The organism is Rummeliibacillus pycnus, from assembly GCF_050459865.1.
Taxonomy (GTDB): domain Bacteria; phylum Bacillota; class Bacilli; order Bacillales_A; family Planococcaceae; genus Rummeliibacillus; species Rummeliibacillus pycnus_B.
In genome coordinates this window covers 16,388-28,548 of the sequence record NZ_JBCMNM010000068.1, presented here as the reverse complement: position 1 = coordinate 28,548, position 12,161 = coordinate 16,388, and the positions used below count along the sequence as shown (strand labels likewise).

Annotated in this window: 11 protein-coding genes and 1 other annotated feature; of the genes, 3 read left to right on the top strand and 8 right to left on the bottom strand. The window is 33.2% G+C overall.

All coding sequences use genetic code 11. The features are described from left to right. Positions 1-250: 250 nt before the first annotated feature. A complete protein-coding gene (locus ABE048_RS14180) occupies positions 251-790 on the bottom strand; it encodes a DUF1572 family protein (protein WP_430311913.1) in 540 nt (179 codons plus the stop codon). Positions 791-1,018: 228 nt separating this feature from the next. Further along, positions 1,019-2,197, bottom strand: coding sequence for an MDR family MFS transporter (locus tag ABE048_RS14175; protein WP_430311912.1), 1,179 nt, complete (start codon positions 2,195-2,197; stop codon positions 1,019-1,021). Between the two features lie 525 nt (positions 2,198-2,722). Here ABE048_RS14175 and ABE048_RS14170 point away from each other — a divergent pair. Beyond that, positions 2,723-3,469 carry a glucosaminidase domain-containing protein gene (locus ABE048_RS14170; RefSeq protein ID WP_430311911.1) on the top strand — a complete coding sequence of 249 codons (747 nt, stop codon included), beginning with the start codon at positions 2,723-2,725 and terminating at the stop codon, positions 3,467-3,469. 65 nt (positions 3,470-3,534) lie between these two features. Here the strand turns inward: ABE048_RS14170 and ABE048_RS14165 are convergent, their stop codons facing one another. The 3 genes from ABE048_RS14165 to ABE048_RS14155 all read right to left on the bottom strand — a co-directional run bounded on the left by ABE048_RS14165 (position 3,535) and on the right by ABE048_RS14155 (position 5,636). After that, positions 3,535-4,233 carry an LrgB family protein gene (locus ABE048_RS14165; protein WP_430311910.1) on the bottom strand — a complete coding sequence of 233 codons (699 nt, stop codon included), beginning with the start codon at positions 4,231-4,233 and terminating at the stop codon, positions 3,535-3,537. Continuing rightward, a complete protein-coding gene (locus tag ABE048_RS14160; RefSeq protein WP_430311909.1) occupies positions 4,230-4,595 on the bottom strand; it encodes a CidA/LrgA family protein in 366 nt (121 codons plus the stop codon). Before ABE048_RS14160 ends, ABE048_RS14165 begins: the two co-directional genes overlap by 4 nt. 156 nt (positions 4,596-4,751) lie before the next feature. After that, positions 4,752-5,636 (bottom strand): LysR family transcriptional regulator, encoded by an 885-nt coding sequence (locus ABE048_RS14155; protein WP_430311908.1) that lies wholly within the window; start codon positions 5,634-5,636, stop codon positions 4,752-4,754. A gap of 201 nt (positions 5,637-5,837) precedes the next feature. Between ABE048_RS14155 and ABE048_RS14150 the strand changes: the two genes are divergently transcribed. Both ABE048_RS14150 and ABE048_RS14145 read left to right on the top strand, forming a co-directional pair. Beyond that, complete coding sequence (locus tag ABE048_RS14150; RefSeq protein ID WP_430311907.1) at positions 5,838-7,523, top strand: methyl-accepting chemotaxis protein; 1,686 nt, start codon at positions 5,838-5,840, stop codon at positions 7,521-7,523. A 162-nt stretch (positions 7,524-7,685) separates the two neighbouring features. Beyond that, on the top strand, positions 7,686-8,651 hold the full coding sequence (locus ABE048_RS14145) for an MBL fold metallo-hydrolase (RefSeq protein ID WP_430311906.1): 966 nt from the start codon (positions 7,686-7,688) through the stop codon (positions 8,649-8,651). A gap of 90 nt (positions 8,652-8,741) precedes the next feature. Here the strand turns inward: ABE048_RS14145 and ABE048_RS14140 are convergent, their stop codons facing one another. The 3 genes from ABE048_RS14140 to ABE048_RS14130 form a co-directional block, all read right to left on the bottom strand. After that, positions 8,742-9,269, bottom strand: a complete 528-nt coding sequence (locus tag ABE048_RS14140; protein ID WP_430311905.1) for a GrpB family protein — start codon at positions 9,267-9,269, stop codon at positions 8,742-8,744. Positions 9,270-9,418: 149 nt separating this feature from the next. Next, entirely contained in the window at positions 9,419-10,987 is a 1,569-nt protein-coding gene (locus ABE048_RS14135) for a 2-isopropylmalate synthase (RefSeq protein ID WP_430311904.1), read from the bottom strand. Positions 10,988-11,041: 54 nt separating this feature from the next. Continuing rightward, positions 11,042-11,278, bottom strand: a binding site (T-box leader). Between the two features lie 67 nt (positions 11,279-11,345). Beyond that, entirely contained in the window at positions 11,346-12,122 is a 777-nt protein-coding gene (locus ABE048_RS14130; protein ID WP_430311903.1) for an ABC transporter ATP-binding protein, read from the bottom strand. Positions 12,123-12,161: the final 39 nt, after the last annotated feature.

The following is a 12,161-nucleotide window of genomic DNA, read 5'->3' as shown; positions in this document are numbered from 1 at the left end:
GAGTCTTCGCTAATTCCACATCAACAAGGATAGCTATACAAGATTTTTATATAATTTTTCATTATTTTTTAAGTGCCTTCAACGTAGTGCTACTAAGACGAATCTTGGTAAGCGTGCCAGACTTCAACGAGAAGATTGAAGCCAAGCCCGCGGAAAGCGTCTGTCTGTAGCGGAACATTCAGATCTGAATAGTGAAAAGATAGTTGAATTTCAATAAAACCTAATAATCGTCTTTCTAGATGAATATACCTTATTTTGAATTGTTTTTGCTTATCAATTCTTGCAAATATTCTTCAGATTTACCTATCGGAATACTAAGACTTTCCCACTCTTTTCCTTTTAATACTTTTCCAATGTATACTATTTGCCCTACATGATAGGAAACATGGGCAATTTGTCTTTCAATTGCCTCAATGACATTATGCTCTTCTCCGCGAATATAGACTGTTTTCACTAAATCTTCAGCTTGCAAGGAATTTAAAGTTTCAAAAACTTGCTCCCAACCTTTTTCCCAGACTGCTGACAATTCTTCTACCGAAGAAATGGTATCTTCAAATTCTTGGTCACGATGTCGATTTGGCTTTTCACCATCTGTGGTTAAAAATTCTGTCCATCTTGAAATCATATTACCTGATATGTGTTTGACTATTATTGCGATATTATTCGATTCTTCATTTGGTTGCCAGTGAATGTCCGAATTCGATATCCTTTCTAACGTTTCATCACCTAATTTTTTCGATTCCTCAAATCGCTTTTTTACAGCTTTGAAATATAATTTTTCTAACAAGATTATCATCCTCCTCTAATAATCTAATATTCTAACGCATTATTAATAATTCCTTTTTAACTTTATTAATTCTTAATTTAACTCGAATGATCGCAAGGTAAACTGCATAATTTTTCCTCGGCGTTAAATTTTAGCCATAAAAACACCCCGTAAATGTTAGTTTCATGTCTAACATTTATGGGGCAGATCAGCTTTATTCACCTTTATGTATAGTTTAGTTTTAAGCTCCCTTTAAACTGTTTTCTTCTTCGTGAATGCTAATCGATAAAATACTAAACTTAATAGGAAAACAGCGGCCATTACAATATACAATTTAGATTCGAAATGAACGAGTAGCCATCCACCAAAAACAGGGCCTATAAAACCTCCTAAATTCTTAAACTGGGAAGCACCTAGATAGGTTGCTTTTTGTGTATCTGGTGCAATTTCTTCGATTAACGCATTCATCATTGGAAATGCGAAGATCTCACCAACTGTGAAAATAATCATACCCACTATAAATAACCATGGCGTATTCGCGAAATTAAAAATAACGAATCCTGCAGCAAAGAAAAGAATCCCGATTACTAGACTTCGCATAATTGATATTCTCTCAGTATAGATTCCAATTGGTAATTGCAATGCCAATACAACAATAGCATTTAACGTAATCAAAACAGAATACAGCTTGACACCATTTTCAATATTCAAATTTATGTACTGTGGCAGCGTCGAGTCAAATTGAGAATAACCTAGACTTAAAAGAATACCACCAGCAAGTAGGTATAAAAGCTTTTGATCTGCAAATACGACTTTGAACATTTGCAAAATCGTTTGTTTCTCTGCTTGTTTTTGGGGTGTTACTTCATATTTTTTGAACATGAAAATCAAAAATACTCCATAAATAGCATACATGGAAGCGGTAATGAAAAAAGGTATCTTAGCATTAGACATTCCAGAAATCCACACCCCAAATAGAGGGCCGATTACAGCCGCAATGTTAATCGCTGTATAACGGAAAGAAAACAATCGTCTTCTTTTCTTTTCCTCCGTATAGTCAATCATTAATGCTTGTGTTGCAGGTTCAAAAAATGATCGACATAACCCGTTGATAGCGTTTAACAATATAAACAGGCCAACAATACGTACAGTCGCAAATCCTACAAATACTGCACTCCAAATAAAGATGGTTATTAAAATGATAAATTTCCTTCCTAATTTATCAGTTAAATATCCACCTATAAAACCACCAAATGTTGCACATAATTGAGCAATTCCTAATGTCACCCCAATCATTAATGGAGATGCATGTAATTCATTTTGTAAATAAATTGCTAAAAAAGGTATTGTCATAAAGCTTGCAATACGTGTAAAAATGGTTCCATTTAAAATAATCCATACAATTGGATGGAAATAGGATATAAATTGCATCATTCATACTCCTTTAGACTAATTAAACTACTGTATCTTAAACTACCAAAATTTGAAATGAGTTATCAAAATAGTTCATTTCCAGGGAAATATTCTGATTATTTAACCTTATTATATTTTGCTTTAGATTATTCAGAATGTATTAACTCAATTTACATTTTTTTATAATCTATAAATACCTACTTAATATTTATAAAATATACTATAATTATCCAAAATTTTAAACATAATAATTAATGATATGAACTGAATGTTATGCAAAATCTATTAATTTGGTTTGTTGATGAGGCAAAATCGCTTGCTTAGAACGTTCATCAACATCTTACTCTGGACGTCTACATTTGGCGTCCAGTTTTTTGTTATTAGAAGAGTTCCCTCTACTACCTTTCTACAAATATGAATTCATCATCAAAGTTTTATTTAAAGAAACTTTTCATAATAACACCCGTCACTAATAACATGGTAAACTATATTATATGAATATATTGGAAGGAGGAAGGTTTACACTCATTAAGCCGCAAATCTATGAAAAAGACTTTATTACTAACGCTTTTTACAACGATATTATTTGCTACCTCTGTTTTTATCATTATTCAACAATTTTCCGATACTGTTACTGGGCCATCCGAAAAATACATAGAAGATCAAAGTGTGGAAAGCTTTATCGGCTCCATTGCTGAAAATGCTAGGGATATTGCATCTAAACACGATTTGTATGCTTCTGTAATGATTGCTCAGGCAGTGTTAGAGAGCAATGGAGGGACAAGCGACCTTAGCTCACCGCCTAATAATAACCTTTTCGGTATCAAAGGTTCATATAAAAAACAATCTGTAACATTCCAAACTTCAGAAGATAATGGCACTGGGCAAATGCATCAAATCAATGCTAAGTTTAGAAAATACCCTAACTATAAAGCTTCCTTAGAAGACTACGCGGATTTACTTTCTAAAGGCGTTTCTTGGAACACAAAATATTATCAAAAAACATTTAAAAGTAAAACTAACTCCTATAAAGAAGCGACAAAATATTTAACCGGAACATATGCTACGGATACAAATTATCATCAAAAATTAAATTCTTTAATCAAACAATATCATTTAACTCAATATGATCATGCAGCTAAAGAGAAAAAACAAGTAGTCGTCCAAAGTGGTGAAACACTTAATTCCCTATCAAACAAATACGGTGTTGCTATAACATCTATTAAACAGTGGAATCGATTAAATACGAATGCCGTAGAAAACGGGCAAAAACTTTTAATTTATCAATAATGAAAAATCCCACTTTCAAGTTTAAGTAAACTTAAAGGCGGGATTTTTTTTAGAAATTTTATCGTCTATCCTACTAAATAATGTTGAAGAACTGGAAAGAAAGTATCAGACAATACTATACTAATGAGTGCTGCTACAATCATTGCAAGACTTGAATATGTGCCTTCTAACTCCCCTATTTCAAACGCTTTTGAAGTGCCACAACCATGTGCCCCCATACCAAGTAATAATCCTTTTGCTGCAGACGTACGAATATGAATTATTTTAATCACAAGAGGCCCTACTATACTACCAGTCAAACCAGTTACAATAACAAATACTGCTGTCATTGTCGGTTCCCCACCGATTATTTCTGAAATATCCATCGCAATAGGTGTGGTAATAGAACGTGGCACTAAACTATTTATCATTTCATTCGATAAGCCAATCCACATAGCAAATAAAAAAGATGAAACAATTGCAACAGCAGAACCCGTTACAAGACTTGTTATAATTGCTTTTGCATGTTTTTTTAATAAAGCAAAGTTCTTATAAATTGGCACTGCAAATGCAACAGTTGCTGGTCCCAAAAGACTAGATAGCCAAGTAGCTCCTGAATTATAATCTGAGTATGAAGTATGTGTAACAAGCAATGCTACTATAATAATTAATGGACAAATTAATAATGGCGATAATATAATCCAATTCATCTTTTGATATACTTTTTTACTCAATAGAAAAATAGTAATAGTACCTATTAAACTAATGATTCCTACTAAACTCACGCTTTCCTCGCTCCTTTCTTCTGTACATAGTCAGCAACTAATCCTGTACAAGCCATGACAACAATTGTACTTAAAACAATAACCGTAATAAGTTTGATGCCAATTACCCCAACAATTTGATCATATTGCACAACCCCTACTGCAGAAGGAACAAAGAATAATAATAATTCACCAGTTAATAGCCCTGCACCTAAATCTACCCATTCTAGTTTAACAATATGTAACTGTAATGCAGCAAATAATAGGACAAGTCCAATAATACTACCTGGGATCGGTAAATGGCATATTTTCGCGATTCCATCACCTAAAAGTAAAATACCATATAAGAAAATAATTTGAACAATTATTTTTAGTATCTTCACCAAAATTCACACCTTTATTTTTGAATAGAAAAAACCGTCCGATTAGTTAGTGGGTATTTGTGGTAACCAACTAACCTTCGTACGATTTTTTCAATACATATACTTTACTCTAAAAATTGCCATTCGTTAAATATATATTTTTTATATTTTGTATGCCTAAATGGCATAGTTAGGTGAGATATAGTTGATAAACCCTTTGGTTGCATGAGATACATAATGATCTTTCTTAACAATGAGTACAATTTCCCATGGAATAGATGGGTTGACAATAGGAATTGCCTTAACTGCTTCTGGATTTACTTTCTCTGCAATCGCTTTTGGAAACATTGCAATACCGAGATCGTGTTCTACCATTTGGCTGATAAAATCCCATTGTGAACTTTCATACGCAATATGAGGTGTAAATCCTGCCTGCTCACATTCTTGTAAGATCCGATCATGCAGTGTGAAATCTTGACTAAAGAGTAGCATTGGCTCATTTTTTAAATCTTTCATCATTATCGTTTCTTTGCTTGCAAGGGGATTGGATCGATTCACAATTAGCATAAGTTGTTGGGAGGTATAAGGAATAACATGAAATTCTTCCATATTTGCAGGTAGCATTACAAAACCAACGTCTAGCTCCCCTGCAGCTACTAATTCTTTTATTACATTTGCGCCACGTTCATCAATTTCAATCGTAATGCCAGGATACTTTTCTTGAAATCCTTTAATAATTTTAGGGAAAAATAAAATACCAATTAAAGGAGGCATTCCAATCTTGATTTTACCTTTTTGTAAATAAGCTACATCTTCTAATACAACATCCAGTTCTTCCACTAGATTTAAAATCTTTAAGGCTTGTCCATATAGGACTTCCCCAACATCCGTTAATTCACTCTTTCTTGCAGATCGATGAAATAATGTGACATCCAATTGCTTTTCTAATGACTTAACAACTTTACTTAGTGTAGGTTGTGTAACATGTAAAACCTCTGAAGCCTTTGTAAAACTTTTATATTTTGCAACTGTAACAAAATAATTTAACTCTCTTATTTCCATTTACAAAAAACCACCTTTATTTAAAACAATCAATTAACGGTAAAAAAAATGAAGAGCACATAATTTTATAGCTGAATTGCAACTTTTTACACATTTCATTATAAGAAATAAGTTTTATTAATTCGGAAAATAGGGTATTATTAACAGGTGAAAAGTTATAGATTGTTTAATTGAAGCATATTATGAAAGTAGGTCTTTTTTTTGAAAATAGGTAAAAAACTATTCCTATCATTTGGTGTAATTATCTTAATTATAGCAGTGACTTCTATAATCAACATGATCAATGCAAAAAAATCAACAAATTCTATAGAGGAACTGGTTAATCATCGTATTGAACAGGTAGAATTAGTAAAAGATGTTCAATATGAAACGGCGCTACAAGGTAATTATTTACGAAGATATATCTTACAAAACCAGGATGTAGCACTTGATCATATGAAAAAAGAACAACAAAATTTGGATAAAACACTAGACAGATTAGATAAAACAGCTAGATCATCAACAATGCAACATCTAATTAAAGATTCGATTACGGAAAAGGCAAATTTTGACCAATACGCTCAAGAAACCGTAGATGCATTTCAAAAAAAAGATACTAAAAAAGCAATTCAGCTCATTAATGACAAAGTACAACCTACAAATGAAAAAATTTTAAAAAATACTGAAGCGATGACGCAGCATCAAAATAAAGAATTAGCCAAAATTAAAGAGACAACGAGAAGTGATGCTTCATTTGCTTTAAATACTGTCATTTTGGGTTTTATTATTGATCTTATTATTGCTTTGTTTATAAGTATCATTATGGTAAAAAAATTAACTTCACCTATCCATCAATTATTAAACGCAATAACTCGTGTTGCAAGTGGAGATTTGACAGGTAAGCTTATTAAACTTAAAACAAAAGATGAATTCGCCGATTTAGCAAATGAATTTAATAAGATGAAAGACAATTTACAAGGATTATTATACAAAACTAAAAGTAGTTCGGATCATTTAAGTGCTACAGCTTATGAATTATCAGCGAGTACATCTGAAGTTGCTACTACTATAGAAGATGTATCTAATTTAGTTGATATGACTGCTCAAAATGCTAAGTTGTCTATAGTGGCTTCAAAAGATAGTGCAAACGCTATGGACGAAACAGCAGTTGGAGTCCAAAAAATAGCTGAGTCTACTCAAAGCTTACTTAATAATGCTGTTGATACATTAAATCACTCTAAAGAAGGTCAACAAAAATTAGCTGAAGCGAAAGATCAAATGCAAGAAATTTTTGATGCTACTATTCAAATCACAAATTTAACAAAACAATTAGGTAATCAAACAAAAGAAATCGAAAAGATTACACATGTAATTACTGATATCACTGAACAAACAAACTTACTTGCACTAAATGCAGCCATTGAAGCAGCACGTGCTGGTGAACATGGAAAAGGATTTGCAGTGGTTGCTGATGAAGTCCGAAAATTAGCTGAAGAATCCAAAACATCAGCCTCTCATATTGTGAAATTAGTTGAAACAATACAACGTGATACTAGGAACGTTGAAGAAGGTGTAACACATGGATTAAGTACAGTAAAAGATGGTGTTACCGTTATCGATCAAGCAGATGTTTCCTTTGGTTCTATTACCGAGTCCGTACGTTCGATGACTTCTCAAATTGAAGACATTTCTGCCGCATCACAACAAATTTCAGCAAGTGCAGAAGAAGTTGCTGCTTCCATTACTGAGATTTCAAATCAAGCAGTAAGTGCATCCGATCAAATGGAAACGATCGCTGCATCAATACAAGAACAAAATGCAACGATACAAGACATACATCATATTTCCGGTGAATTAAGTGACAAATCTGTTTCCCTAAAAGAAGACATTCATAAGTTCACTATTTAAATGGTGACAACTTGGACCGTAGATACATTCGAAGAAATTCGATTTTATCTATGGTCTTTTTTGATATAGGTATCGTATTACCACATTCACTTTTCTCTTTATAATTATTAATAAATTCTATTATATGCTAATATATACTTAATTCTGAGATGGAGGGATCATATGACTAAGTTTGAGAAAATTGCTGATAATCTGATTTGTATTGATACCTATGATTTAGGATTACCCAATCGAACAAGCTCTTATTTACTTAAGGATGAAAAAATTGCATTAATTGAAACATCTGCAAGTCCTTCTGTACCCTATATTTTAAAAGCTTTAGAGGAATTACATATTTCACCTGAGGAGATTGATTATTTAATTTTAACGCATATACACCTTGATCACGCAGGAGGTGCTGGTGTATTTATGCAGCACTGTCCAAATGCTAAAGTTTATGTACATCCAAAAGGTGTTCGACACTTAGTGGATCCTAGCCGATTAATTGATAGTGCAAAATCCGTGTATGGTGAAAAATTTGATGGGATATTCGGAGAAATTCTACCAATTGATGAGGAAAAATTCTATGCTGTAGAGAATGGAGATACATTAACTCTTGGTAAGTCTACCCTTACTTTCTATCATACTAAGGGACATGCAAATCATCATATCTCTATTCACGAATCTTTGACCAATGGTATGTTTGTTGGGGATACGACAGGAGTTTATTATCCAGATATGGCGAAGGAAGACTTTGACATTATTCTACCTTCTACTTCACCTAACCAATTTGATCCGGATCTTATGGAAGAATCCATTCAACTTTATGAAAAGATTAATCCTGATACTCTTTATTTCGGACATTACGGTGCTTATCCTCATCCAGAAATAGCTTATGCAGAAGTGCGACGATACTTACCACTATTCGTTGAAGCTGGTCGCCAAGCGATGAAAGAAGAAAGTGATTTTACGAAACAAGTAAATCGTACAGATCAAATTCTATTAGAATCGATATTAAATGAATTACAAGCAAAAGGATTGCCAAAAGATCACCCAGTTTTCAATGTGATTCCTCTTGATATAGAAGTGAGTGCAATGGGAATCGTGGATTATTTAATAAAAGTGAAACAGGATTCACACACAAAATAAAAATTTATCTAGAAGTGAAAACAAGCCATTGAAAAAGCAATGGCTTGTTTTAATATTTTAAAGATTTAATATTAGCGTTTAAAATACTTACTAATTTTTATCCCCTATTTCCAGCTTTGCTTTTTTAATAACAGATTGAATAAATGGCTCTTTTTTCTTTGTATAAGTTGGCCTATCGAACTTGTACTGTGAAGCAAGTTCTAATTTTACCAAAGCATAATGTTCCGCTATATCGGGATTATGGCGTAAATAATCTCGAAACAATAACTTTTCAATCCATTCGGAGCTATTATATTCGCATAAATGCAAATGACAGGTGCCTTGTCCCCACAACCCTTTTCTAAAAAATCTTCTATCTTTGAATTCTGGCTTTGGGACATATTCATATCCAATATTATCGAGGAGATGAACCAATGCATCTACGTTTTTTAGATCATCTACACATACCATTATGTCAATAATTGGCTTCGCCTTTAATCCTTTTATCGAAGTGCTACCAATATGTTCAATGCCTAAAATTTGATCACCAATAGCATTAGTTATTTTTACTTTTTCTAATTCAAATTGTTTTACCCAATTTGGGTTATAATCCTTAAGATTAACGGTTAGATTATCCATTGTATTATTTTCCTTCGTCTCCCTTTCTAACTTTTCACAAATTTATTTCAAAATCGACCACAAAGTTATATCTTTACATAGAAAAACGTCTCTCTTCAAGAGCAACTGAAAAAAGCGTAACCCATAAATCGTCACGCTTTCAAAGTTTTTTATAAAACTGGAAGAAGTTTTTCAACAACAATACTATTTACTGCATTCATGTATGCCATCGCACTCGCTTTGATGACGTCTGTGTCAGTTGCTTTTGCGATATATTTTTCACCATTGTATTCAACTTGAAGTTTAACTTTACCAAGAGCTTCTTTGCCTCTTGAAACACTTGAAATTTTGTATTCAAGTAGTTTGATATCCATATCGATAATTTCCTTCATCGCAGAATATAAAGCATCGATTGGGCCAGTTCCTACAGTACTTGCACTGTATATTTCATCGCCTTTTTTAATTTTAATGCTTGCAGATGGGAACGTTGTGTTGCTAATAACTTGTAGATCAACAAGTTCATAGAAATCATTACTATGATGTTCAATTTTTTCAGCCATTTGATGACGTACGAAGTATTTTTCTACAAGTATATAAAGATCATGGTCGTAAACTTCTTTTTTAGCATCTGCAAGATTCAAGAAATCAGCAAAAATTTCTTCAAATTGTTCATCAGTTATTGAACCAAATGATAATTTTTCTAATGCATTTTTCACTGCATGACGACCAGAACGTGCTGTTAAAACAAGTTCCATATCATCCAATCCTACCTCTGTTGGGTGGATGATTTCATATGCATCACGTGATTTTAGTAGGCCATCTTGATGAATACCTGAAGAATGTGCGAATGCATTCTCACCTGTGATTGCTTTGTTTACTTGGACATCTAATCCCATTAAGCTACTGACGAGTTTGGATGTATTCATGATTTCCTTTGTATTAATCTTTGTTGCAACATCACCAAAGTAATTGCCTCGTGTATGTAGTGCCATTACTACTTCTTCAAGTGATGCATTACCAGCACGCTCGCCTATACCGTTAATGGTACATTCTACTTTATCTGCACCGTTTTTAATTGCAGCAAGTGTATTTGCTGTTGCCATTCCTAGGTCATTGTGGCAGTGAACACTTAGTAATACTTGATCATTTAAGTTCTTAATACGATCATTTAATTTATAAACCATTTCACCAAATTCTTCTGGAACTGCATAGCCAACTGTATCAGGTACATTGATCATCGTTGCACCTGCCTTAATAACGGCTTCAATTGTTTTCCAAAGGTATTCAAACTCTGACCTTGACGCATCTTCTGTTGAATATTGTACTTGTGGTAAAAGTGATTTTGCGTATTTAACTGCTTCCACGCCAATGTCTAAAATTTGATCTTTGGATTTACCGAATTTCTTTTCTACGTGAATATCTGATGTACCTAGTACCATATGAATCATTGGATTTTCTGCATGTTTTATACTGTGATATACTGCATCGATATCAGCCTTTACTGCACGAGCTAAAGCTGTAATCATAATGTCATCTGTATTGCCGACTTTCATCGCAACTTCTTTGACTGCATTAAAATCACCTGTAGATGAAGCTGGGAAGCCAGCTTCAATAATGTCAACTTGTAGTTTTTTTAGTTGTTTTGCTACTTCTAATTTTTCGTAAATATTCAGTTTTGCACCTGGCACTTGCTCTCCATCCCGTAAAGTTGTATCAAAAACCCAAATTTTTCTAGACATAGTCAACACTCCTCTTATTTTTTTAAAATAAAAAAATCCCGTCTCTATAAAAACTATAGAGACGAGATTATACTCGCGGTACCACTCTAATTGAACAATCTAAGATTGTCCCACTTATTCGATAGCTATCACTATCTATCCTGATAACGGTAGGAATCCGAACTCCATTACTGTACTTTTCACGGAGTAGCTCATGGACGAGTTCAAAAGTATATGACGACCGATTCACACCATCCATCGGCTCTCTTAGCGCTCACAACACTTTTTACTATTTCCAATCTTTGCTTTGTTTTATCTGGTTGTTAGGATTGTAACGCAGAATATTATTTACTGTCAACAGAATTTTTAGAAAATTTCATTATTTCAGAACTAATAACGGTCGACTATTTCTCCAAATACATTCAACAGGTTTTTCAAAAAATGCGCTTAAATTCTCACTTGTCAACATCTCTGTTGTTAATCCTTTCGCAAATACTTCTCCTTTTTTTAGTAATAAAGTATTTTTAAAGACAGGCAAAATTTCTTCAACATGATGTGTTACATAAATGATTGTTGGATCTTTTTCCATTTTTGAAATCTCTGAAACTGTTTTAAGTAGTGCTTCTCTCGCGATAAAGTCAAATCCAGTTGCTGGTTCGTCTAAAATAAGCAACTCAGGTTCTCCCATTAACGCGCGACCCATTAAAATTCGTTGCTTCTCACCTTGCGACAACGTCTCATAATCGCGATCTGCATATTCGATTGATCCTAATTGGTGTAATAATTGAATGGCTTTTTCTCTGATTGCTGGCGTTGGTTTTTCATATAAACCGATGGATGCATAGGCACCACTTAATACAATTTCAAAAGCACTGTCCAGAGGATTCAATTTTTCTTGAAACCCAGCAGAAACAATACCTATTTTACGTCTTAATTGATCACCTAGAACTGATTTTCCAAAAGTTTTTCCAACAACTTCTACTTGACCACTTGTTGGAAAATAGTAAGCACATAACATATTTAATAATGCAGTTTTACCCGCTCCATTTAGTCCATATAAAACCCAATGTTCACCTTTTTTGATTTCCCAATCGATATGTTGCAAAATCCACGATTCATCTCTTCTTAAAGAAACATCTTGCAAATGTAGAACCATCTCTATACTCTTCCTTTTCTATGTTTTTGCCTACTAATT